Origin of the sequence: Aquiflexum balticum DSM 16537, assembly GCF_900176595.1 — a bacterium.
GTDB classification, from domain to species: domain Bacteria; phylum Bacteroidota; class Bacteroidia; order Cytophagales; family Cyclobacteriaceae; genus Aquiflexum; species Aquiflexum balticum.
In genome coordinates this window covers 3,855,028-3,877,900 of sequence record NZ_LT838813.1, presented here as the reverse complement: position 1 = coordinate 3,877,900, position 22,873 = coordinate 3,855,028, and the positions used below count along the sequence as shown (strand labels likewise).

The following is a 22,873-nucleotide window of genomic DNA, read 5'->3' as shown; positions in this document are numbered from 1 at the left end:
CATTTCATAGGTCAGCATTTTTAGTTCAATGAATTGATAAATTTTATCTTTCCAACCAATTAGGTCCAAGAAGTGCAATCAGTTTCTGATTGTATTTTTCTGCCTCACCTTCATTTTTTAATCTGGTATGGATCTGGAAAAGAATCTCTAGAATCTCAGTGTTTTCAGGTTTCAGCTCTGAAGCTTTAGTGAAATACGGGATAGCTTGTGTATATAAATCATCTGCTTCCTTGGACATTTGAGGTGCTCTTTTTTCCCATTCCTCATCTGACAAATTATTTACTTCTGCCAAAATCGCTCTTGCACGGTCTATATAAATAGCACCAGAATAATAATTTCCTTCAAAGAAATTGGGATCAGCTACTACTGCTTTTTTATATTCTCCCAAAGCTCCATCCATATCTCCTGATTGTTCCATTAAGTAACCATGTCTCAACAATAATCCTGCATTATTAGGATCATCCTTCAAAGCTGCCTTTACAGATGCCATTGCTTCTTCCATTTTATTCATTTGAAGCAATAATTGCACTTCAAACTCCGAAAGTGTTTTATCATCCGGATAATCTTTTCTGGCCATTGCAACATACTTGTAAGCGGCCTCAGGATCTTTATCTTCGCCACTGGCAATCTGGATCAGAAAATAATAAGCGTTAAGTTTGTCATAGTTTTCAATTTCAAGAAGCCTGTTGAAAAGAACTTTAGCTTCTTCATATTTTCCTAAGTCATTGGCCAGAAAACCTGCATTGAACGCAGCAGTTGTATCATTTGGATCTATGTCAGAAACCAGTGAAAAAAATTCAAAAGACATTTCTAAATCATCTTCTTCATATGTTGAAATGGCCTTGTTGAAGGAAGCTTGTCTTAATGTTTCCAAAGAAAAAGGCCGGAGATTATCAGGCAGTACTCCTGGAATATCTTCTTTATATACTTCTTTTCCTACTTTGCTTTCCTTGTCGTTTCCGACCATTTCCATTGTCTCATTGAAATCCGCAAAGGCGTTCCTTCCTGTTTCAACAGTTCCCATATTATTTTCCTCATCTTTCTCAAACATTTTTGTTTGAATCTGGGCTTTTAGCAACAACGTACTTGGATCATCCATGGTTTCTGGATCACTTAAAGCTGCATTTACCTCATCAAGTGCTATCGTGAGGTCACCGTTCTTAAAGTTTTTTTCGGCAGATTTTACTACTTTTTTTTGCGCAAAGGCCATAGTTGCAATACCTACTAAAGCCAATGATAAGATTAACTTTTTCATTTTATTTCGTTTTTTGCTAATTGTTTGGTCTAATTTAATTTTGGTATAATTTAATTATTAAATTAAGATTCAGTCGGGTTTACTTCTGAATCTCCCTCATTTAATCCTTCGGGGTTATTTTCAATATTTCCTTCAATTACTTCATGATCCTCTTCTTTCGAGATTTTTTCTACTGAAGAAATACTATCTGTCTCACTGAGTTTAATCAATCTGACACCCTGTGTCGCCCGACCCATTACCCTAAGGTTTGAAACCGGAGTTCTTATTGTAATTCCAGATTTATTGATAATCATCAGATCATCACTGTCTACTACTTCTTTAATGGCAACAAGGAATCCTGTCTTTTCAGTAATATTCATTGCTTTCACTCCTTTACCTCCTCTATTGGTGATTCTGTATTCGTCCAGAGGAGATCTTTTGCCATAACCTTTCTCTGAGACTACCAAAAGGCTTGCATCTTCTCGGGAAGCACATACCATGCCAACCACTTCGTCGTTAACATCCCTTAACTTAATTGCCTTGACGCCAGTGGCTGTTCTTCCCATTGGTCTTACAGTAGACTCATGGAAATGTATCGCTCTACCGGATTTTGCGGCGATGATTATATGGGAATCACCATTGGTCATCTCGACTCTCAATAACTGATCGTCTTCCCTGATATTCAGGGCAATGATCCCATTAGTTCTAGGTCTGGAATATTGCTCTAAGGTTGTTTTTTTAATGATACCTTTTGTGGTGACCATAACCAAAAAATTATTATTGATATAATCAGCATCATTTAGGTCACCGACCTGAATAATTGACCTGATTTTATCCTCTGAATCGATATTGATCAGATTTTGAATAGGACGGCCTTTGGATGTTTTTGAACCTTCCGGTATGGCATAAGTCTTGAGCCAGAATAACTTGCCATGATCCGTGAAAATCAAAAGGTAATTATGGGTTGAAGCTGTAAAAAGGTATTCCGTCCAGTCATCTTCTTTGGTGGAAACGCCTTTTGAACCTACTCCGCCTCTACCTTGGGTTCTGTATTCAGTCAGGACTGTTCTCTTTATATATCCTTCATGGGAAACCGTGATAATCACTTCCTCATTTGGAATCATATCTTCATAACTGAAATCCTCAGCATTATGCTCAATTGTAGTTCTTCTTGCGTCAGTGTAGCGGTCTTTGATTTCAGCCAGTTCATCTTTGATGATCTGCATCCTTTTTTCCTCGCTTTCAAGAATCTCTTTGAGTTCCTCAATAAACGCCATTAATTCTCTATATTCTTCCTGGATTTTTTCTCGCTCCATTCCGGTAAGACGCTGAAGTCTCATATCCAAAATAGCCCGTGCCTGGATTTCACTCAGCTCAAACTTTTCCATCAAGCCGTTTCTAGCTGTTTCTGGATCCCTTGAACTCCTTATCAATGAAATCACTTCATCCAAATGATCCAAAGCAATAAGATAACCTTCCAAAATATGGGCTCTCTTCTCGGCTTCTCTCAGTTCATATTGCGTCCTCCTGACCACTACCTCATGTCTGTGGCTGACGTAATGCACAATCATGTCCTTGAGGTTAAGTGTCTGTGGTCTTCCTTTAACCAAAGCTACATTGTTGACTGAAAATGAGGTCTGTAACTGAGTTTGTTTGTAAAGGTTATTCAATACAACATTGGTGATGGCATCTCTTTTCAGATCATACACCACCCGCATCCCTTGCCTATCAGATTCATCTCTGATAGCTACTATTCCATCAATTTTTTTCTCATTGATAAGCGCAGCAGTTTTTTCAATCATATTGGCCTTGTTGACCATATATGGGATTTCCGAAATAATAATGGACTCACGCCCGTTATCTTTGGTTTCAATTTCCGCCTTACCCCGAACGACTATCCTTCCTCTTCCGGTTTCAAAAGCTGCTTTGACACCATTATATCCATAAATGATACCACCTGTCGGGAAATCCGGAGCGATGATAAATTCCATCAATTCAGAAACGGTGATGTCCCTGTTATCAATGTAGGCTATGATACCATCTACAACCTCGCCCAAATTATGGGGAGCCATATTAGTGGCCATTCCTACTGCAATACCTGATGCGCCGTTCAATAACAATGCTGGAATTTTGGCAGGTAGAACTACAGGTTCTTTTAAGGAATCATCAAAATTGAGTTGAAAATCAACTGTTTCTTTATTGATATCCGTAAGGAGTTCTTCCGCAATCCTCTTCAGTCTTGCTTCAGTGTAACGCATGGCAGCGGGATTATCCCCATCTACTGAACCAAAGTTACCCTGACCATCAACCAATGGATATCTCAATGACCAAGGTTGGGCCATACGGACCATAGTCTCATATACAGCAGAATCACCATGGGGGTGATATTTACCCAATACTTCCCCTACTATTCTTGCAGATTTTTTAAATGGTTTGTTATGTAATACACCCAGTTCCTGCATTCCAAAAAGAATTCTTCTATGAACCGGTTTGAGTCCGTCCCGGACATCTGGTAGTGCTCTGGAAACAATGACCGACATCGAATAATCGATATAGGCCCCACGCATTTCATCTTCAATATTAATCGGAATTATATTCTCGTTTTCTCCCTTCGCCATATTTTATTTGGTGATCAATAGTTGCGCAATTTACTAAAAAGAATACGGTTTTAAAAAGTTTATTCTGTCTTCAGCAATGCTTTAATACCATTGACCCACTTTTCTGTTTTGAAAATTAAATATAGAACTTCCTCTGTACTCAATTCCATCGTGTACATGTCTCATAACCACACCACAACCTGGAACTTTACATCTTTTAGTGCTTGGTAGACTGATTGAAAAACCTACCTGAGCCAAATACAAATTCTGTTTTATACTTTGAAATTCTTCCAGATTTTCTGTTCTAAAATCAAAATTTCTGAATTCAACTCCTGTTTTTACGAAGAATCTGGCATATTCTGAAAACTCTTTTTCTATTCTCAAGCCTATATTATAAAAGGGGTCTTCGCTTACAAATACCCTGGAATCAAAATTCTGCCTCATAAACAAATTCCCGAATTCTGCCTCCAATAAAAACCTCCAAGGATAATGCTGACGGATTCTCTGATTTTTTTCTGATTGCATGTAAATGTTGTTGGAAGAATATTGTTTGTACCTCCAATTTAAATATTTGGCTCTTTTTCCCGCATCGAAGATGACCAATCCCACCGAACCAAAGGCCCTATCCAAGGTGTAACTACTGTTTTCAAACTGGAATTCAAAATCATCTCCCCTAAGGTTTTCCATACGTCCAAATTCCCTTCCATATCCAGCGCCTATTATCAGGGTATTGAAAAGATTTAACTTCACTCCCAAGTTGACCGGTACAGCAAACTGATTTCTCCGAAAATTGATGGTATCATTGGCCGTGACAGAACCGGGTTCTTCCAGATTTCTATATTGTGAAATTGGGTACTGGCTTGGGAATTGAGAATTGAAAATCATCTGATTGGTGTGAAATGAACCTCCCGTGGAAAGTTCAAAACTAAAATTCCCTATAGCATTCCTGAATACATTGCCCAAATTACTCTGACTTTTTCTTCCTTTACTTTTTGCTTTGGTATCAATTCCGAATATATCATCCTGGGCTTGCAGAAGTTGAAAACCGAAACATACAGCAATCAATGTCAAAAAGACTTTTTTCATATTTCTTATAAACGAAACCGAAAGTAAAAACAATACCTTGATTAAAACAAAAAAGGCCTCCAAATCGGAAGCCCTAATTCAAAATATTGTATTTTTTATTCCGTAACATCATCTCCATCAGCCGCACGCTTTTCTTTTAGCTGCGTGATCTGTGAGTCAACTTTTTCCTTCAAAGAAGGATCCGCACTCATAGCTTTGGTAATTTTGTTATAAGTAGCTGCTCCCAATACATCTGCATCCATGATCAGTTCCACTTTATAATTTTTCACATCTTCTCCAAGTGAATTCATGAAATCCTGAATTTTTTGAAAAGCTTCTTTTTCAGCATCTGTAATTTTGATTTCTGCTAATTTATCTTCATTTCCCCAAGCTGCTTTGATCTCGTTGTATCTTCCGGCACCTCCAATGGTTTCATCTGTCTTAATCATTTCCACCAACTGCCCCTGCTTTTCCTGAAGATAGAAGGCAACTGCTTCTTCCATGGCCGCAAACTTCATTATTTCTTCATCTGTCACTTCTTCGACCTCATCTTGGGCCATGGACTTTACACTCACAAATCCTAACATGAGGAACAGTAATACAAATACTTTTTTCATCTTAATTGTCGCTTTTTAATTATAAATCAATTTTGAATTAATTTACAATTAGAAGTTTTTGAGCCATCAAAACAAGGATTTAGGCAAAAATATGGCTTTAAAAATTGTTAAATGGCAATATTCAACCACTATTGGCAAATTTCAAAAAACAGAAATCAAAGGTTTTTTAATTGTCTGATCGTCTCAATCGGGTTTTCAGCTGAAAAAACAAAATTACCTGCTACCAGAATATCTGCACCTGCCTGTATCAACAGCGGGGCATTATTTTGATTTACTCCTCCGTCAATTTCTATCAATGCATGTGATCCTTTTTTTTCAATCAAATCTTTAAGAACACGTACTTTATTGAAGGTATTTTCTATGAATTTCTGACCACCAAAGCCCGGGTTGACGGACATCACACATACCAGATCCAGATCTTTGATGACATCTTCGAGCAAATTGACAGAAGTATGGGGGTTAATGGCCACTCCTGCTTTGCAACCCAGATCCTTGATAGCTTGAAGGGTTCTATGAAGATGATTGCATGCTTCAATATGTACCGAAATAATATTGGCTCCGGCTTTTTTGAATGACTCAAGATAAAAGTCAGGATTAACGATCATCAAATGAACGTCCAATGGTTTTTTGGCATGCTTGTTTATGGCCTCAGTTACCGGTATCCCAAATGAAATGTTCGGCACAAAAACTCCATCCATAATATCCACATGGATAAAATCTGCCTCAGAATCATTCAACATTTCTATTTCACTCTGAAGATTGGCAAAATCTGAAGCAAGAACTGATGGAGAAATTTGAATAGGCATAAACTTGGGGCTATATAATTTGCAAGTGCAAAGGAAACAAAAATCCATTTTGCCACCTACCTTTTCATCAATTTTGTCCGTTTTACATCTTTACCGGATTGCATTTGAACCATATATATGCCAGAACTAATCATAGGTAGCGACACCTCAAAAGGTTTTTGGATGGATTGCCTGCTTATGGTTTCTTTTTTGACCAAATTACCATGCATGTCAATAATGGACAATTCACTGACCAACTGGTTTCCAAAATTCAAAAAAAGTTCAGACCCGTAAACAGGATTGGGATAAATTTTCCAATTATTCTCCAAATCAATAATTGTCGTGCTCAAAATTTCACCAAAATAGGCTCTTTTGAAATCCGGGATTCCAAATCCCAACAGATTGTCAGGATTTTCAGTTTGTGAAGCACTCCTCAAGATATTCTCCAGTAATTCATCTTTTGTCCATTCGGGCCTGCCTTGCCAAATCCCCGCAGCAAGGGCTGCAATTTGGGGAGAAGAAAAAGATGTACCACTGGATCTGATCAAAGTCCCATTAGAATTTAACAACCAAACCCTATCCCCAAAAGCTGAAACTTCGGGTTTTACTCGGCCATCTGCTGTTGGTCCTTGGGAACTGAATATTGACCTGCTAAAATTATCATTGACTGAGCCTATTGCCAAAATCCCATTTGCATCTGCAGGTACCGTAAGAGAAGAAGTTCCTCTTGAACCATAATTACCTGCACTTGTCACTATCAAAATCCCCTTATTACCTGCTATTGTTGCACCTTTGGTCACCACAGCCGTTTCTCCGTCCAAATCTTCAATCGTGTAATTCATACTCGGATCATCAAAATCCCAATAACCAACCGAACTGTTTATAATATCCACCCCGAGACTGTCGGCATATTCAGCGGCTTTAACCCAATTATACTCTTCAATTCTATATTCAGTAGGAACATCTTCTGTAATACAGAGAATATAATCAGATTCAGGAGCTCCGGCAATAAGTAAATCTTCCTGATTGGAAGCGATTAAAGACAGTACATTGGTACCATGCTGATGTTTGCTGAATACATTGTTATTACCTACATGGACAAAATCTTTGGTACCGATCAGTTGGTTGTTATCAAATAAATGGGAAAATGCTCCGATTTTATCCACCCCTGGAAAGCCCGCATCAAAAACTGCGATTGTAACCCCTTTACCTTTAAATCCCGCTTCATGCATTTCCTGAATACCCAATAATTGATTTTGAAAATCAAATGAGGATTCTGTTTTATTCGACTTTCCGGTGCTTTTCGAACTTAATCCGGCTTTTCCCTTGGGATTAAGATCCGATTTTCTTTGGGAAAAATCACCAGGAGCAATTAAATTCACTTCCCGCACAAAAGGAAGTTCCGAAATAGAAGCGATGTTTTCTGGATTGGCACTGACAATTGCTGCATTCAGCCAATGGCTACTATAAAAAATCATATTGACGCTTGATTCCAATTGTTCAAGGTATTTTTGAGACACCGGAAGATCTAGGCTATCCATTGCAATCTGCTGTCTTTCTCTCCGCTCAATAGACTTTTGGGTTAAAAAATCTGAGGGATTGCTTAAGGAATAACTTTCCTGAGGTTTGAATTTAAAATGCACAGCATACCTGTTTTGGCCAAAAACAGAAAAACTCAACCCGACTAAGAAGGTTATAAAAAGTAGATTTCTAAAGTTTCCCATAGGTGAGTATCTTCATGTGTGTAAAACGTCCTGAATCGATCAACATCTGTCCGAGGCAATCATTCCTGGAACAATAAGTAAAAACTTCATAATATTGTTCAACAAGGCCTATACCTTTGGAAAAAACTTCGTATCGATTATCCCTGAAAGTGATTTCATCATCATCCTCTTCCTGCAAAACCCGTATTGACCTACTGAAAGATTGCTCTCCTACCGTAATCGTACCCATAAATTCAATTCTGAATTCATCTTCTTTTTCGGCATTAAGAACCTGTGAATCCCATGCTTTATCAAGCTGAGGAGGAAACACAAGATTTACTGTTCTGCTATTCTCAAAATTTCTTATGAGAGAAAAATCATTGTGCTGCATAGAATAATTCCCAACGGCTATCCAATCAGTTCTGTTCTCTGATTTTTCCCTTTTCACAACAAAAACCGGTTCTCCTTCTGCATTGATATAACTGTATTCTATTCTATCTCTCAGGAAATAATCACTTAATTCCTCGTCTCCTTCTCCGAATACGATTATCTCATTGACTTCATATTCCCAGTATAGTCCAATTTCCAAAGGCTGATAATCCAAGCCGAAGTCGGTTATTGGATTTTCAGTTTCCGAACAGGAAATAAGAAAAAAAACAAGAAATATAATTCTAAGTGGGTGTAAGCTGCGCATATGATTAAGTATAGCAGGACCAAAAATACAATTTTATGTTGAAATCCTTTAACTTAGCGGCCATAAAAAAATATAATCCCTAAAATGGCTTTACAAACTTTCGTCAAAATCTCATCAATCAACAACTTATCTGATGCAAGATACTGCTCTGGAATGCAGGTAAATTTGATGGGATTCAGCCTGGAAGAGAATGATAAAAATTTTGTTTCCCCTACAAAATTCAGTGAAATCACAGGTTGGTTATCCGGTGTTGAATTCGTTGGTGAATTTACCTATACGCATCCGGATAGAATTCTAGAGATTTTACAGGAATACCCCGAAATCCAATATGTGGAAATTCAGGAAGAGTTTTATTTAAAGATGTTGGTCAATACCAAATACAGGCTGATTCTCAAACAAAAATTGGAAAATCTTGAGGATTTGGTAGAACTCACCAAAAAAGCCGATTCCTATAGTGATTTCAATATAATCCTTCATTTAAGTTCCGAAACCCTGAAAATGAATAAAGCTGTTATTGATCAGATCAAAGAACTATCAGCCCATTGTGAGGTATTATTGGGATTTGGTTTTCAGGCCGATAACGTGATTCCAATTGTTGAGCAAACGGGCATTAAAGGGATATCCTTGGAAGGAGGAAATGAAATCAAGCCGGGATTGAAGGATTTCGACGAATTGGCAGATGTATTGGAATCTTTGGAAACCGAAGACTAAAAAGAACAAGTTCAATCTGCTTTTTTTACAGAAAAAACAATGGATAAAATTACAATTGCCCAAGATTTCATGGCTATTCAAGACCATATTTGCAAAGAACTTGAGGCTGGAGACGGAAAAGCAAAATTCAAAGAGGACAAATGGACGCGGTCTGAAGGTGGTGGAGGAAGGACAAGAATTATTCAAAACGGTAATGTTATTGAAAAAGGTGGGGTTGCATTCTCCGCAGTAGAAGGTCCGACCCCAGAAAAAATACTGAACAAACTTCAACTGGAAAAAGCTGATTTTTATGCCACGGGAGTATCCATTGTAATCCATCCTGAAAGTCCCATGGTACCCATTATCCATATGAATATCCGTTATTTTGAAATGAGTAATGGAGTGAAATGGTTTGGAGGCGGTATAGATTTGACTCCTCATTATATCAATCTTGATGATGCAGTTTATTTCCATCAAAAGGTAAAGGAAACTTGTGATCGTTTCAATCCAGATTACTACCCGAAATTCAAAAAATGGGCTGATGACTATTTTTTTATCAAACACAGAAATGAAACAAGAGGAATAGGAGGTATATTTTTCGATCGGTTATTCAGTGAAGACACTATTGAAATGGCTGGTGTTTTTGAATTTGTCAAATCAATAGGCTACTTGTTTCCTCAGATTTACAGACATTTAATGACCAAAAACCAATCTCTGTCTTATGGGGAAAATGAAAAGAAATGGCAATATCTTCGCCGGGGACGTTATGTGGAATTCAATTTGGTTTGGGATGCAGGAACTAAATTCGGCTTGGACACAAACGGCAGGACGGAGAGTATTCTGATGAGTATGCCCCCTACTGCCCAATGGGAATATATGAATCAACCCGAGGCGGGTTCCAGGGAAGTACTGACTCTTGAATACCTAAAAAAAGGTGTTGACTGGACCAATATGAATTGAAAAATAGTCATTTGAAAACCGAAACAATGCTTGAAAAAATTAGTGAACTCGATCAGCGGCTGTTTTTATTTCTGAATAGCTTTCATTCGGACTTTTTTGATCCAATTGTCTATCAATTTACCCAAACCTTGCCATGGGTACCACTTTATATTTTTTTATCCTATCTCATCATAAAAACTTATGGAACAAACAGTTGGTGGATTTTTCTGGCAGTTGGGTTGACCATTTTATTGGCAGATAAGACTACTTCAGCTCTGATGAAACCTTACTTCGAAAGGCTACGGCCTTGTCGAGATGCCAGTTTGGAAGGGCTCATCCACCATTACGGAAACTGTAGTGGGGGATTTAGCTTTGCCTCTTCGCATGCTGCTAACAGCTTTGGGATTGCCACTATCATGACCTTAGGTATTTCCCATAAGTATATTGCTGTAAGGTGGCTTTTTCTATGGGCAGTTTTATTTTCGTACACCAGAATTTATTTAGGTGTTCATTATCCCGGTGATGTGATGGCAGGAGCTATTGTAGGAATTTTAAGTGGGTCTGTTTCTTTTTACATTTTCAGGATAATCAATCAAAAAGTACAGATTTATAAAAAGTAAAGAGGCTGTCTCATAAGTGAAATCCCCAATATTATATCCTGATATTATCTGGGATTAGATTTAAATAAACTTTGAGTCTTTTTGCCTTTGTGGCATTTTTGAACAGTTTTAACCACAAAGGCACTAAGCTACAAAGGGCCAAATTGTAAACCTATTCTTTATTAGGCAATAAAATTTGAAAGACGATTTATGTGACAGCCTCGATTCAAAAGAAAAGAGTAAAACTGGCTTTGCAAAGCATGATAAGATCATGAAAGGTTTTTTATGACAAGTAAGGGTTTGTTTATAAAATAGGACATCTTCCGTGATAAATTGTTGGTAAAGATCTGCTCAAACCAGGATTTCTTTTTACTCAATGTTACCAGCATATCGCCTTTTGAAATTATGAGATAATTTTCTAATCCCAGACCAGGTTCATCCCTGTAGGATTTTAAAACATAATTTATTTTGGAATACTTTATAAATGGTTTGATTTCCTCAACCATTGTCATGTGCAAAGATTTATCAATTGAATTTACCTTTGTGCTTACATGGACTATATCAATTTCACTTTCCCAAAATGACGCCATCTCAACGACTTTCTGAATGGCCAGTTTGTCTTCTTCAATATAGTCCGTCGCATAAACAAATTTTTTGGGAGTCTTAAAAAAAACTTTCCTTGGAATCACCAAAACATCGATTTCCGATTTTTCGACTATTTTACTGGACCGGGTTCCGACATAGTTTTTTTTGAAATCATTGACACCTTCAGTACCAATGACGATTAGATTTGCTTTAACATCTTTTACAAATTCCAAAATAGTGCTCACTGTCTTTCCTTCTTTGAATTCTCCTTTACAGGATTTCAATCCATTTGGAATACTTTCATTAGCGACTATTTCTACCAGACTGTTCAATTTCTTTTTTATAAAAGAATATTGACCTCCAGAGTGTAAATCTCTGAATGACAGTTTTTTATAATCTTCTGCATCTGGAACATGAAAAAGATAAAGTTCCGATTGATACATTTCACCTAATTTAGCGGCATATTCTATGGCATTTAAAGAACATTCCGAGAAATCGGTTGGGCAAACAATTCTAAAAGTAGTGTTCATAAGTTCACTTTTTAATATCCAAGAGTTAAGTTTATTTGGTTGATTAATGGTTGACTGTTCTTTAATCTTTTGTAATTATCAATTATCTGAGGCGCAGCAGCATCAGGATTGGTTACACTGGCAATATGTGGGGTAATTGTTATTTCATTTCTTTCCCAGAAAGGATGGTCTTTTGGTAAGGGCTCTTTTCTATAAACATCAAGAAGTGCTCCTGAAAGATATCCTTTATCCAAAGCCTCAAGTAAATCTTCTTCTACCAAATGCCGACCTCTCGCAACATTGATAAGATAGGTTCCCTTATTGCAATTTTCAAAAAGACTGATATTCAGGATGTTCTCTGTTTGGGGAGTTAAAGGAAGCATACAGACAATCACATTAACTTGGGCCAAAAAATCATTGAGCTGATCACCAAAGTAATAGGGAAAATTTAAACCGGATTTTGGACTGTTCCCATATCCTGAAACAGGAATACCCATATAGAGAAGCTTGTCTACCAAATCACCTCCAAGTGCCCCCACCCCCATTACTCCTACATGTATGTCGATCTCGGGATTACTCATATCCCATATTTTCTTTTTTTGGTTGAGCTGATACCTAAAAATCTGACGGTGATAATTCAGAATACCCATTAAAGCATAATTGGTCATGGAGTAGGTAAGCTTTTCATCTACAATCCTGACGATGGGAATATGGGACGGTATACTTTGGTCGCTGAGTATATGATCCACACCAGCTCCCATAGAGCATATCAACTTAAGATTTGGAAATTGATTTAAAATCCCTTTTGGATGCTGCCATAGTAAAACTGCTTCTACGGCTTCTTTATCAGATATTTCAGGGTACACTTGAACTCTAATGGACTTGTCCAGAACATAGAAATTTTCTTTCCATTTTTTCACCTCCCTACCAGGAGAAATAATTGCAATACCCATTACAAACAATTTAAATTTAAAATTTCCCTTAAATAATTTTCAAATCCCTAATTAAAAAAACATAAAATTCAACAAGAGGTCATATTCTATTTTTATTTTACCAGGCCTCTTTTAACTTACTTTTTTTTCGATAATTGATTTTGATTAATTTGTTATCTTTGAAGCTGAGCGATCTAATTCAACTAAATTAACATACAAAAAAATGAAAAGCAAATCAATATTATTGCAATTGATATTATTCAGCCTATTTTTCACTGAATTGGCTGCCCAACAAATCCAAATGCCACAGGCAAGTCCAGCTGCTTCCATAAGTCAAAAAATTGGACTTACCGATGTAAACATTGAATATAGCCGTCCTAGTACGAAAGGGAGAAAAATATTCGGAGAATTGGTTCCATATGGAGAAGTATGGAGAACCGGGGCAAATGCAGCTACTATTATTACTTTCAAAACCAAAGTAAAAATTGAAGGAAATGAAGTGCCGGAGGGTTCTTACGCCTTGTATTCAATACCGGGCAAAACAGAATGGACTATAATTCTATCATCCAACACCAAGCTTTGGGGAGCTGTGGGCTATGATTCTTCCGATGATGTATTGAGATTTAAGGTCAAGCCTGGAAAAACAGGTCAAAAATATGAAACCATGGAAATCAATTTTGTGGATATTACAGATACAGGAACATCTGTCGCGATCAAATGGGAGAATACCAGGGTTAAATTTAGGATTGAAACAGAAGTGGACAGCATAGTGATGCAACAAATCAAGGAACTTGTAATCGACCAGGAACCTCAAAATCCAGGTTTATATTATCAGGCAGCCAATTACTACTTTACCAATAATAAGGATATGCCAAAAGCTTACGAATGGATAACCAAATCCGTAAATGATGATCCTAAGTATTGGACAATGCATCTGAAAGCTAAAATTGAACTGGCTTTGGGAATGAAGAAAGAAGCGATTGACAGTGCAACAAAATCCATGGAAATGGCAAGAGAAGCAAAGAATCCTGATTATGTGGGACTAAATGAAAGATTGATCAAGTCTATCAAATAAAACCTTATCTATGTATAGGATTCTTGATATTGAAAAGTGGTCCAGAAAAGACCACTTTTTATTTTTCAGTAAATTTGAAGAACCGTTTTTTGGAGTAACAGTTCGCGTTAATTGTACTAAAGCATATAATTCATCCAAATCAATAGGGAGCTCATTTTTCCTATATTACCTCCATGCTTCACTACAAGCAGCTAATTCTATAGAAGCATTTAAGTATAGAATCAAGAATGGCCAAGTACTTATCTATGACAAAATCAATGCATCACCCACCATCAACAGGGATAATGGAACATTCGGCTTTTCTTATATGGATTACCTTGAAGATTTTAAAGAATTCGAAAAATCGGCTAAAATAGAAATAGAAAAGGTAAGGAACACCACAGGACTTGATCCTGCGGGTTCGGGAGATAATGTCATCCATTTCTCTTCCATTCCTTGGATAGACTTCACTTCAATTTCACATGCCAGAAGTTTTTCTTTTCCAGATTCCTGCCCAAAGATTTCATTTGGACAGGTTATAGAATCAGAAGGAATCAAAACCATGCCTGTATCCATCCACGTACACCATGCCCTGATGGATGGGATTCATGTCGGACAGTTTATAGAGTTATTTCAAAAATTATTGGATAGATGAGCACCATACCACTTGGAATAAAAACAGCAGCTACCATCTGTGTGCTGAAAAATGAAGATGACTTTTTGCTCTTGAAGCGTCTTAAGGAACCGAATAAAGACCTTTATACCCCTATTGGCGGTAAATTGGATCCATTTGAAACACCTCAGGCCGGAGCCATCAGAGAGACTTTGGAGGAAACTGGAATCAAGGTCAGGACAATGGAATTTTGCGGAATCCTGACAGAAACATCCCCGACTAAATACAATTGGATTAGTTATGTGTATTTGGCCGAAATCGACAAGGTATCTCCCCCGCATTGTAATGAAGGAACATTGGAATGGCTCTCCCTTGGTCAAATCCTGGATATTCCAACTCCAAAGACAGATTGGTTTATTTATAAATTTCTTGTTAACAAAGAAAAATTTATACTTGACGCCGAATATGATGAAAACCTGGAAATAAAATGGTTGGTCAACGAATTGACCGGAGAAAGTCTGATCTGATAAGCTCGATTAAATCCTTTTCAATCGATTTCATGAAAATTGTATCAAAAGTCACAAAGTATTTTAGGTAATAAAAAGCATTCTTTTTTAATAATATTCTAATTTTGAGGAGATATTGTAAAAACTTCATAACAGTAATGCCCAATAGCAAGAAATTTATCATTGACTTTGACAGTACATTTACACAAGTAGAAGCTTTAGATGTATTAGGTGAAATCAGCCTGTCCAATGATCCGGACCGTTCAAGAAAATTACAGGCTATCAAAGATATTACCGATATGGGAATGGAAGGAAGTCTTAATTTTAGGGAAAGTTTAGAAAGAAGACTGCATATTTTAGAAGCCACCAAGCCCCAGATCAGTGAATTGATTGTAGAATTGAAAAACAAAGTTTCCAAATCATTTCAGCGAAATAAGGAGTTTTTTGAGGAAAATGCTGACAACATTATCATTATATCCAACGGATTCAAGGATTTTATCACTCCCATTGTGGGCGAATATGGAATCAAGGCTGAAAATGTTTTTGCCAATGAATTTGTGTACGATGAATCCGGAAAAATTGTAGATTTCAACCGGGAAAATATCCTATCAAAAAATGGCGGGAAACCGGAAACCATCAAAAATTTGAATCTGGAAGGTGAAATCTATGTCATCGGAGATGGATATACAGATTATGAGATCAAAGCCTCCGGCATGGCAAATAAGTTTTATGCTTTCACAGAAAACGTAAGTAGACCCAAAGTAACTTCTAAAGCCGACCACATCGCACCAAGTCTTGATGAAATCCTTTATGTCAATAAAATGAACAAGAAATTCTCTTACCCAAAAAGCCGAATAAATGTATTGCTTCTTGAAAATGTTCACCCAATTGGGATAGAACTGATGAACCATGAAGGATACAATGTAGAGGTTATTTCTTCTGCCCTATCTGAAGATGAATTGGCGGAAAAAATCAAAAATGTTTCTGTACTCGGCATTCGATCCAAAACCAATGTCACCAAAAAGGTCTTGGAAAATGCCAATAGATTGATATCTATCGGGGCATTCTGCATCGGAACCAATCAGATTGATCTGGAAACCTGCACTGAGAAAGGTATTGCCGTATTCAACGCACCATTCAGCAATACCCGTTCGGTAGTGGAAATGGCAATAGCAGAAATCATATTTTTGATGAGAGGCTTTCATGACAAAAGCCATGGCATGCATAAGGGGATCTGGGATAAATCTGCCAGTGGTAGTTTTGAAATCAGAGGTAAAAAACTCGGTATCGTAGGTTATGGAAATATCGGTGCCCAACTTTCTGTTCTGGCAGAAAATATGGGGCTTGACGTGTATTACTATGATGTCATTGAAAAATTGGCTTTGGGAAATGCCACCAAAATGGATTCCCTTGATGAATTACTGGCACATTGCGATGTGATTTCATTACATGTGGATGGAAGAAAAGACAATAAAAACATCATTGACAAGTCAAAAATCGCTAAAATGAAACCAGGATCTTACTTGGTGAATTTGAGCAGGGGTCATGTAGTGAATATCAAGGCTTTGAAAGATGCTTTGGAAACCGGACATATTGCAGGTGCAGCAATTGATGTTTTTCCTGAGGAACCAAAAAACAATGCGGAGCCATTTGTTTCAGAATTGATCGGCATGAAAAACACCATCTTGACACCTCACATTGGCGGATCTACATTGGAAGCGCAGCAGAATATCGCAAGGTTTGTCCCCGGAAAAATCATGGAGTATATCAATACAGGCAATACTTTCAACTCTGTAAACTTTCCCAATATCCAACTGCCGTTCCTTAAAGATGCGCACAGGCTGATACACGTCCATCAAAATGAACCTGGAGTCTTGGCAAAAATCAACAGAATTCTAGCAGATTTTGAAATCAACATTGTAGGCCAATACCTCAAAACCAATGAAAAAATAGGCTATGTGATTTCGGATATTGACAAAGCCTATTCTCCACAATTAATCGATGAAATGAAGGCTATTCCAGGGACTATTAGGTTTAGGGTTTTGTATTGATATTTGCGGATATTGATAGATATTATATCATCCTTTGAACTATTTTGGAGATATAAATAAATAAATTTCCAGATTTAAGGCAGTGAGAAGATCACTGCCTTTTTTTATGTGCAAACTAGAATAAAAATTTTTGTAATTTTCTACGTTTTGATCAACAATCTATGAAAAAAGTCCTCCTCATTCTAACTGTAATCTATCTTCTGGCATTTCTAAATTTTCTTTATGGATTGGTATTGAGGATTTATGTCCATTTTGCCAACAAAAACCTCGGACACCATGATGACTTTTTTGGTGATGTTACCAATACTTGGAATTTGGTTCTGTCGATCATTTTTTTCCTTTTCGCATTTGGAGCCTACAAAGCCTATAAATCTCCAGCTTCTCATGCCATTCTTAAGTGGCTTGTGTTTCTGCCGGTTGGTTTAGTGGTATTATATGTTCTTTGGGCAATTATCATAATCATTTCGTCTGGAGGAAAATGGAATTAGCTTGATTTGGATCAAGACTTAGTCCTGCCCAGACTGGTTCCAGACCGCACTGGTTCAAGACTTAGTCTTGGACCACCCATATTGCAGTCTTCAGACTGCCAACGGAAGAAAGAATTTACCTCACAATCCTTTCATCCAACTTTAATGAATAAACCTTAAAAGTCACAATATGAATTTTTTCAGAAAGGGGATTAATAACGTAATTAAGTGAAGTCTGATCGACTACTGAAGGAACCCCAAAGCAAAGCAAGCCTTTTTGAAGCAAATTGGTCCCATATTCCTGTGACGCTGACTTCGGAGGAATGGCATTCCAATCTTTTGGCAATTCACTCAGTTTGGGAACAAACACCAATTCGTCAGGGATATCAAATTCCATAATGGAATACAAAACATACCTTTCAGAAGCAAATAATTCAGAATCAATTGTAAGCCTTTCAAGTAAGGAAGAAGAAACAGAGGAACCTCCATAAAGTGCAGGTACACCTATCAGATTCCACCTGCCACCATATCGCTTAGCCCCTTCCCCACTTGTATCGCAGTATTGGGTCAGTGCAATCCTGTAAACTTTCATTGGCTTTTTTTAGATAGCAATACCGTGCTGCAGACGCATGATTTCTGTCTTGAGAAGATCAATGCCTTCCGAAACATCAATCAGCTCAATCGGCTTACGGTTTCCCAAAGTAAAAAGTGGTCTATCCATCCATCTCCTAAATCCGTCCCTTCCAAAATAGCCGGTACCCAAAGCATAAAGCTCGGCAAGCTCATACATTTTTTCAGATTGTACCACATCAAAAACTTCTTTTCGTTGAAGGGTTTTGGCAGAAACAGCCAAAGCAGAAGCCAAGGAATTATTGTCAAGCCCTGTTACTTCCTTGAGGCTTTCAAAGGACTTTCTCTTGAGTCCGCTGCGGAATGTCTCTACTCGATGGAGAGGTTCATTCAATTGATTCACTTCTACATCCAATATGTCATAAACAGACATTTTGGTCTTCCTGTAATAAGCCACTGCAGCCTCACTTACAATTGATGGTTTTTCTGACATGATATCAAGAGGTAATTTGTCCACTAAGATAACGTAATTTGTCCTAAATTTATTCAAATTAAATAAATTTTTTCTTAAAAAAATGCATGCCCCAATGATGAAAAAAAGGAAAATTATTAAAGTTTTGGAAGATGATAGCTATTTCAATTCCCGAAATCTCATTTTGAACCAATTCAGATTTATCCATTTTTCATGAAATTTATTCCAGTAAAAATTTCAATTAATTTTTCTCCTCCATTTATCCCAAATCCCTGTGTGAACCAATCAAAAATTGCTTTTCTTTGTCCTGTAAACCTAGATTAACCTATGAAGATCATTGCAATCGGAAGAAACTACGCAGAACATATTGAAGAACTCAAAAATGAACGGCCCTCAGCCCCTGTTGTTTTCCTAAAACCGGATACAGCGCTTTTAAAAAACAATGCTCCTTTCTATCATCCTGATTTTTCTGAAATCATTCATCATGAAGTAGAATTGGTACTAAAAATATCAAAAGAGGGAAAGCATATCCAAAAAAAATTCGCCCACCGTTATTTCGAAGAAATCGGTATAGGTATTGATTTTACTGCCCGAGATTTACAGGACAAATGCAAAACAAAAGGTCTTCCCTGGGAAATTGCTAAAGCCTTCAACGGTTCAGCACCAATAGGAGATTTTTTAGAGGTTTCCTCATTTAAAGACTTAAATGACATCAATTTCCATTTACTCATCAATGGCCTGGAAAAACAAAAAGGAAATACAGCCATGATGTTGTTTGACTTTGGGACAATCATTGAATATGTATCAAAATTTTTTACTTTAAAAAAAGGAGATCTGATATACACGGGGACGCCTGCCGGTGTTGGGAAAGTTAACATTGGAGATCGGTTGGAAGCATTTATTGAAGATAAAAAGCTGTTGGATTTTGAAGTCAAGTAATTCCTTCTATTTCTCATTCTTGTTGATTTCATTTGGATTTTTATTCCATTGGAATAGCTATGCTTTGAAACTTGCCCAATCGGATTCTTTGCCAGCAACTGATCCAATCAAAACTGCAGATTACCTTTTCCCTGTCAAGCCAGGCCAGCGTAATTTGCTTTCAGGTAACTTCTCTGAAATCCGTCCAAATCATTTCCATTCCGGAATAGATGTCAAGATAGGCGGAGTTGATGGAGAGCCCATTTTGTCCATTGCAGATGGCTATGTGTACCGTATCAAGGTTTCTTCTTACGGATACGGCAATGTGATCTATATCAAACACCATAATGGCCAATCTTCTGTATATGCCCACTTAAGGAATCTATCTCCCAAGATCATGGATTTTATGAGAAAGGAGATGTATTTCGCCCAAAAAAATGAACTGGAAATATTTCCTGATCCGGAATTTCTGCCTGTCAAACGAGGTGAAATCATCGGAAATGGTGGCAATACCGGGAGTTCAGGTGGCCCGCATCTGCACTTTGAAATCAGGGACAGTCTGGACAGGGAGATTGATCCTTTTATTTTCGGTTTCAAGGAAGTCGTGGACAAAACCCCTCCTATTCTTTATAAGATTGCTTTAAAACCACTTGATATTGATTCCCGGGTCAACGGAAAATTCCAAAGACAGGAATTTTCCGGAGTAATGGAAGGCGGAAGATATATCCTGCCAGATTTGATAAAGATATCGGGAAGAGTTGGCCTTGAGGTATATGCAGTGGACAAAATGGATGGGGTAAGCAACGTATTTGGAGTTCCAATCTATGAACTGATAGATGGAGAAAAACCACTCTATCGAATCAATGTGGACCATGTGGACTTCAACAAAGGTAGGTTCCTTTTGACCCATACGCATCAAAACCGATTCATCAGACTGTATCAATACCCCAATAATCCAATGCAGATTTATGAACCTGATTCTGTTTCTGCAGGGGCGGTAACTGCCAAAACTGGTGAAAGAAAAAAGCTTCAGTTAAACATGAAAGATTTTTTTGGAAATACTAGGGTAGTTACTTTGTTGGTCGAGGGTGAAGAATCACCCATTCATCTTGGAAATACCATTAACAAAGCCAATCAGAGCACTTCAGTTACGTATGACAGGAATATCATGTTGATCCAAACAGGCTATTCCGAATGGGGGACATTGGCCAAAGTATTTGTAAAAAGTCTGGAAATGGAAATTCCTCCTGCCTACTCCATGGATGGACGCAGAACTTATTTATGGGATATGAACTATGGAATTCCTGATTCTGTGGATTTGTGTACCGAAATCATCAAACCTGAGGCGATTTTCAGAATACCCTTTGGGGAAGAAATCACATTTATAAATAAAGATGCCGAAATACGCTTTTCAGACAATACGCTTTTGGATGATCTTTATTTAAGATTGGAAAAACGGATGAGCAATGGAAAAACCGCTTTGAAAATCAACTCCCACAACGAATTTCTTCAGTCAAATATGGAAGTGCTGATGCGGAACCCTGGGTTTCTGGGTGACAAGAAGTATTTACATGTCTATCAGCAATCAGAAAATGGCCGAAAATCTTTTGTTGGAGGTGAATGGGAATCTGATGATATCCGGTTCAAAACCAGAAATTTTGGTACTTTTGTGATTGATGAAGACAGGACCCCTCCTACTGTTGTTCCTGTAAGAATAAATTCTTCGGAGTTGCGCTTTGTGATCAAAGATGAAAAATCAGGAATAAAAGATTTTGAGGCATTTGTGGAAGGAAAGTGGGTGCTGATGCGCTATGAGCACAAGCAAAATCTGATCTGGTCAGAAAAAATAGATAAACAACCTTTCAAGGGAGATGTTTTACTTAAAGTAAGGGATATGGCAGGCAATGAAAAGAGCTATACTACCACAATAAAATAAATCATCAATCTAAATCTTAAAAATTATGTCATTAGAAGTAGGAAAACCAGCACCAAATTTTGAAGCCAAAGATCAGAATGGAAACATTATCAAATTGGCTGATTTTAAAGGTAGAAAAGTAGTTCTTTATTTTTATCCCAAAGACAATACGCCTGGATGTACCGCGCAGGCCTGTAACCTCAGGGATAATTATGATGCTTTGCAAAAAGCCGGATATATTGTATTGGGAGTGAGTTCTGATTCTGAAAAGTCTCATCAGAAGTTCATTGAAAAACAGAATCTCCCCTTCCCATTGATCGCTGATGAAGATTTAAAAGTCCATGAAGCTTATGGCACCTGGGTAGAAAAATCCATGTATGGAAGAAAATATATGGGTACAGCAAGGACTACTTTCGTCATTGACGAGAAGGGTAATTTATCCGAAATCATAGAAAAAGTAAACACCAAAGATCATACAAATCAAATTTTAAAATAAATCCAACCCAATGGAGAAAAAATCAATTGATCAACTCAAACAAATCTGTTCACAGGTAAGGAGAGATTGTCTGCGTATGGTTCATGCTGTACAGTCTGGCCACCCTGGGGCTGCATTAGGCCTTTGCGAATATTTTGTTGCGCTTTATTTCAATGAAATGGAGCATGACAGCAATTTTAATTTTGACGGAAAAGATGAAGACCTTTTCTTTCTTTCCAATGGACACGTTTCAGCATTGTGGTACAGTGTGCTTGCCAGAAGTGGTTATTTTTCAACGGAAGAACTGGCTACATTCAGAAAAATCAATTCGAGACTTCAGGGACATCCTGCTACCCATGAAGGGCTTCCAGGAATCAGAATTGCTTCAGGTTCTTTGGGTCAGGGCCTTTCTGTAGCCATAGGAGCTGCTCAAGCCAAAAAAATAAACGGTGATGCTAAAACTGTCTATGTCATGATGGGTGATGGAGAACAACAGGAAGGTCAGGTTTGGGAAGCAGCCATGTATGCTGCCCATCACAAGGTGGATAACTTGATTGCAGCCATTGATTATAATGGACAGCAGATTGATGGTCCTACTGTGAAGGTCATGGATTTAAAAAACCTCAAAGCAAAATGGGAAGCCTTTGGATGGGAAGTGATAGAAACCAAGCAAGGTAATGATATGGATTCTGTCCTGGCAGGTCTGGCTGAGGCCAATAAATTAAAAGGAAATGGAAAACCGGTTTTGATATTGCTTTATACTGAAATGGGATATGGTGTGGATTTTATGGTTGGCACCCACAAATGGCATGGTGTAGCCCCTAGTGATGCTGAACTTGAAAACGCTTTAGGACAATTAGAAGAAACTCTCGGAGACTATTAA

23 protein-coding genes are annotated in these 22,873 nt (G+C 37.6%); 12 read left to right on the top strand and 11 right to left on the bottom strand.

The annotated features are described in order from the left end of the window. Positions 1–43: 43 nt before the first annotated feature. From B9A52_RS16285 to B9A52_RS16255, 7 genes are all read right to left on the bottom strand, one after another. On the bottom strand, positions 44–1,255 hold the full coding sequence (locus B9A52_RS16285) for a tetratricopeptide repeat protein (RefSeq protein WP_084121480.1): 1,212 nt from the start codon (positions 1,253–1,255) through the stop codon (positions 44–46). A gap of 62 nt (positions 1,256–1,317) precedes the next feature. Then, positions 1,318–3,852 carry a DNA gyrase subunit A gene (gyrA, locus tag B9A52_RS16280; RefSeq protein ID WP_084121479.1) on the bottom strand — a complete coding sequence of 845 codons (2,535 nt, stop codon included), beginning with the start codon at positions 3,850–3,852 and terminating at the stop codon, positions 1,318–1,320. A gap of 81 nt (positions 3,853–3,933) precedes the next feature. Continuing rightward, positions 3,934–4,917: a hypothetical protein gene (locus B9A52_RS16275; protein ID WP_084121478.1), complete on the bottom strand. Its 984-nt coding sequence runs from the start codon at positions 4,915–4,917 to the stop codon at positions 3,934–3,936. A gap of 95 nt (positions 4,918–5,012) precedes the next feature. Next, positions 5,013–5,513 (bottom strand): hypothetical protein, encoded by a 501-nt coding sequence (locus B9A52_RS16270; RefSeq protein WP_084121477.1) that lies wholly within the window; start codon positions 5,511–5,513, stop codon positions 5,013–5,015. 155 nt (positions 5,514–5,668) lie between these two features. Then, a complete protein-coding gene (gene rpe / locus B9A52_RS16265) occupies positions 5,669–6,319 on the bottom strand; it encodes a ribulose-phosphate 3-epimerase (protein ID WP_084121476.1) in 651 nt (216 codons plus the stop codon). Positions 6,320–6,375: 56 nt separating this feature from the next. Continuing rightward, positions 6,376–8,022, bottom strand: coding sequence for a S8 family serine peptidase (locus tag B9A52_RS16260; RefSeq protein WP_084121475.1), 1,647 nt, complete (start codon positions 8,020–8,022; stop codon positions 6,376–6,378). Then, positions 8,009–8,695, bottom strand: a complete 687-nt coding sequence (locus B9A52_RS16255) for a hypothetical protein (RefSeq protein ID WP_084121474.1) — start codon at positions 8,693–8,695, stop codon at positions 8,009–8,011. Before B9A52_RS16255 ends, B9A52_RS16260 begins: the two co-directional genes overlap by 14 nt. Before the next feature lie 84 nt (positions 8,696–8,779). Between B9A52_RS16255 and B9A52_RS16250 the strand changes: the two genes are divergently transcribed. Genes B9A52_RS16250 through B9A52_RS16240 form a run of 3 tightly spaced genes read left to right on the top strand, consistent with a single transcriptional unit; the run spans position 8,780 to position 10,944 of the window. Then, the gene (locus B9A52_RS16250; RefSeq protein ID WP_084121473.1) at positions 8,780–9,406 is read left to right on the top strand and encodes a beta/alpha barrel domain-containing protein; all 627 of its coding nucleotides are present in this window, start codon (positions 8,780–8,782) and stop codon (positions 9,404–9,406) included. Between the two features lie 39 nt (positions 9,407–9,445). Further along, entirely contained in the window at positions 9,446–10,345 is a 900-nt protein-coding gene (gene hemF, locus B9A52_RS16245; protein ID WP_084121472.1) for an oxygen-dependent coproporphyrinogen oxidase, read from the top strand. A 26-nt stretch (positions 10,346–10,371) separates the two neighbouring features. Further along, on the top strand, positions 10,372–10,944 hold the full coding sequence (locus B9A52_RS16240) for a phosphatase PAP2 family protein (protein WP_084121471.1): 573 nt from the start codon (positions 10,372–10,374) through the stop codon (positions 10,942–10,944). A gap of 248 nt (positions 10,945–11,192) precedes the next feature. On the opposite strand, the gene B9A52_RS16235 is transcribed toward B9A52_RS16240, so the two are convergent. Beyond that, the gene (locus B9A52_RS16235) at positions 11,193–12,038 is read right to left on the bottom strand and encodes a universal stress protein (protein ID WP_084121470.1); all 846 of its coding nucleotides are present in this window, start codon (positions 12,036–12,038) and stop codon (positions 11,193–11,195) included. A gap of 11 nt (positions 12,039–12,049) precedes the next feature. Continuing rightward, complete coding sequence (locus B9A52_RS16230; RefSeq protein WP_084121469.1) at positions 12,050–12,970, bottom strand: 2-hydroxyacid dehydrogenase; 921 nt, start codon at positions 12,968–12,970, stop codon at positions 12,050–12,052. Between the two features lie 202 nt (positions 12,971–13,172). On the opposite strand from B9A52_RS16230, the gene B9A52_RS16225 reads away from it, so the two are divergent. The 5 genes from B9A52_RS16225 to B9A52_RS16205 all read left to right on the top strand — a co-directional run bounded on the left by B9A52_RS16225 (position 13,173) and on the right by B9A52_RS16205 (position 17,661). Continuing rightward, positions 13,173–14,024 (top strand): DUF2911 domain-containing protein, encoded by an 852-nt coding sequence (locus tag B9A52_RS16225; protein ID WP_084121468.1) that lies wholly within the window; start codon positions 13,173–13,175, stop codon positions 14,022–14,024. A gap of 10 nt (positions 14,025–14,034) precedes the next feature. After that, complete coding sequence (locus B9A52_RS16220) at positions 14,035–14,658, top strand: chloramphenicol acetyltransferase (protein ID WP_084121467.1); 624 nt, start codon at positions 14,035–14,037, stop codon at positions 14,656–14,658. Further along, positions 14,655–15,143, top strand: coding sequence for an NUDIX hydrolase (locus tag B9A52_RS16215; protein ID WP_084121466.1), 489 nt, complete (start codon positions 14,655–14,657; stop codon positions 15,141–15,143). Before B9A52_RS16220 ends, B9A52_RS16215 begins: the two co-directional genes overlap by 4 nt. Positions 15,144–15,280: 137 nt before the next feature. Next, complete coding sequence (gene serA, locus B9A52_RS16210; RefSeq protein ID WP_084121465.1) at positions 15,281–17,173, top strand: phosphoglycerate dehydrogenase; 1,893 nt, start codon at positions 15,281–15,283, stop codon at positions 17,171–17,173. A gap of 161 nt (positions 17,174–17,334) precedes the next feature. Further along, positions 17,335–17,661, top strand: coding sequence for a hypothetical protein (locus B9A52_RS16205; protein ID WP_084121464.1), 327 nt, complete (start codon positions 17,335–17,337; stop codon positions 17,659–17,661). Positions 17,662–17,776: 115 nt separating this feature from the next. Here the strand turns inward: B9A52_RS16205 and B9A52_RS16200 are convergent, their stop codons facing one another. Then, entirely contained in the window at positions 17,777–18,232 is a 456-nt protein-coding gene (locus B9A52_RS16200; RefSeq protein WP_084121463.1) for an RES family NAD+ phosphorylase, read from the bottom strand. 9 nt (positions 18,233–18,241) lie between these two features. Continuing rightward, entirely contained in the window at positions 18,242–18,703 is a 462-nt protein-coding gene (locus B9A52_RS16195) for an antitoxin Xre/MbcA/ParS toxin-binding domain-containing protein (protein ID WP_084123558.1), read from the bottom strand. Positions 18,704–19,009: 306 nt separating this feature from the next. On the opposite strand from B9A52_RS16195, the gene B9A52_RS16190 reads away from it, so the two are divergent. From B9A52_RS16190 to B9A52_RS16175, 4 genes are read left to right on the top strand one after another with little or no spacing between them, the layout of a single operon-like run. Continuing rightward, positions 19,010–19,621 carry a fumarylacetoacetate hydrolase family protein gene (locus B9A52_RS16190; protein WP_084121462.1) on the top strand — a complete coding sequence of 204 codons (612 nt, stop codon included), beginning with the start codon at positions 19,010–19,012 and terminating at the stop codon, positions 19,619–19,621. Continuing rightward, a complete protein-coding gene (locus tag B9A52_RS16185) occupies positions 19,608–21,536 on the top strand; it encodes a M23 family metallopeptidase (protein WP_231955260.1) in 1,929 nt (642 codons plus the stop codon). The genes B9A52_RS16190 and B9A52_RS16185 overlap by 14 nt, the downstream gene beginning before the upstream one ends. Before the next feature lie 25 nt (positions 21,537–21,561). After that, positions 21,562–22,011 (top strand): thioredoxin-dependent thiol peroxidase, encoded by a 450-nt coding sequence (gene bcp, locus B9A52_RS16180; protein ID WP_084121461.1) that lies wholly within the window; start codon positions 21,562–21,564, stop codon positions 22,009–22,011. Between the two features lie 10 nt (positions 22,012–22,021). After that, positions 22,022–22,873, top strand: coding sequence for a transketolase (locus B9A52_RS16175; RefSeq protein WP_084121460.1), 852 nt, complete (start codon positions 22,022–22,024; stop codon positions 22,871–22,873).

Excerpts from the sequence above, each read along its gene's own strand:
- B9A52_RS16220 (WP_084121467.1), top strand. The coding sequence starts at position 14,035 with ATGTATAGGATTCTTGATATTGAAAAGTGGTCCAGAAAAGACCACTTT.
- B9A52_RS16175 (WP_084121460.1), top strand. The coding sequence starts at position 22,022 with ATGGAGAAAAAATCAATTGATCAACTCAAACAAATCTGTTCACAGGTA.
- B9A52_RS16250 (WP_084121473.1), top strand. The coding sequence starts at position 8,780 with ATGGCTTTACAAACTTTCGTCAAAATCTCATCAATCAACAACTTATCT.
- B9A52_RS16230 (WP_084121469.1), bottom strand. The coding sequence starts at position 12,970 with ATGGGTATTGCAATTATTTCTCCTGGTAGGGAGGTGAAAAAATGGAAA.
- rpe (WP_084121476.1), bottom strand. The coding sequence starts at position 6,319 with ATGCCTATTCAAATTTCTCCATCAGTTCTTGCTTCAGATTTTGCCAAT.
- B9A52_RS16200 (WP_084121463.1), bottom strand. The coding sequence starts at position 18,232 with ATGAAAGTTTACAGGATTGCACTGACCCAATACTGCGATACAAGTGGG.
- B9A52_RS16270 (WP_084121477.1), bottom strand. The coding sequence starts at position 5,513 with ATGAAAAAAGTATTTGTATTACTGTTCCTCATGTTAGGATTTGTGAGT.
- B9A52_RS16225 (WP_084121468.1), top strand. The coding sequence starts at position 13,173 with ATGAAAAGCAAATCAATATTATTGCAATTGATATTATTCAGCCTATTT.
- B9A52_RS16205 (WP_084121464.1), top strand. The coding sequence starts at position 17,335 with ATGAAAAAAGTCCTCCTCATTCTAACTGTAATCTATCTTCTGGCATTT.
- B9A52_RS16190 (WP_084121462.1), top strand. The coding sequence starts at position 19,010 with ATGAAGATCATTGCAATCGGAAGAAACTACGCAGAACATATTGAAGAA.
- B9A52_RS16195 (WP_084123558.1), bottom strand. The coding sequence starts at position 18,703 with ATGTCAGAAAAACCATCAATTGTAAGTGAGGCTGCAGTGGCTTATTAC.
- serA (WP_084121465.1), top strand. The coding sequence starts at position 15,281 with ATGCCCAATAGCAAGAAATTTATCATTGACTTTGACAGTACATTTACA.
- B9A52_RS16215 (WP_084121466.1), top strand. The coding sequence starts at position 14,655 with ATGAGCACCATACCACTTGGAATAAAAACAGCAGCTACCATCTGTGTG.
- B9A52_RS16260 (WP_084121475.1), bottom strand. The coding sequence starts at position 8,022 with ATGGGAAACTTTAGAAATCTACTTTTTATAACCTTCTTAGTCGGGTTG.
- bcp (WP_084121461.1), top strand. The coding sequence starts at position 21,562 with ATGTCATTAGAAGTAGGAAAACCAGCACCAAATTTTGAAGCCAAAGAT.
- gyrA (WP_084121479.1), bottom strand. The coding sequence starts at position 3,852 with ATGGCGAAGGGAGAAAACGAGAATATAATTCCGATTAATATTGAAGAT.
- B9A52_RS16240 (WP_084121471.1), top strand. The coding sequence starts at position 10,372 with ATGCTTGAAAAAATTAGTGAACTCGATCAGCGGCTGTTTTTATTTCTG.
- B9A52_RS16255 (WP_084121474.1), bottom strand. The coding sequence starts at position 8,695 with ATGCGCAGCTTACACCCACTTAGAATTATATTTCTTGTTTTTTTTCTT.
- hemF (WP_084121472.1), top strand. The coding sequence starts at position 9,446 with ATGGATAAAATTACAATTGCCCAAGATTTCATGGCTATTCAAGACCAT.
- B9A52_RS16285 (WP_084121480.1), bottom strand. The coding sequence starts at position 1,255 with ATGAAAAAGTTAATCTTATCATTGGCTTTAGTAGGTATTGCAACTATG.
- B9A52_RS16235 (WP_084121470.1), bottom strand. The coding sequence starts at position 12,038 with ATGAACACTACTTTTAGAATTGTTTGCCCAACCGATTTCTCGGAATGT.
- B9A52_RS16275 (WP_084121478.1), bottom strand. The coding sequence starts at position 4,917 with ATGAAAAAAGTCTTTTTGACATTGATTGCTGTATGTTTCGGTTTTCAA.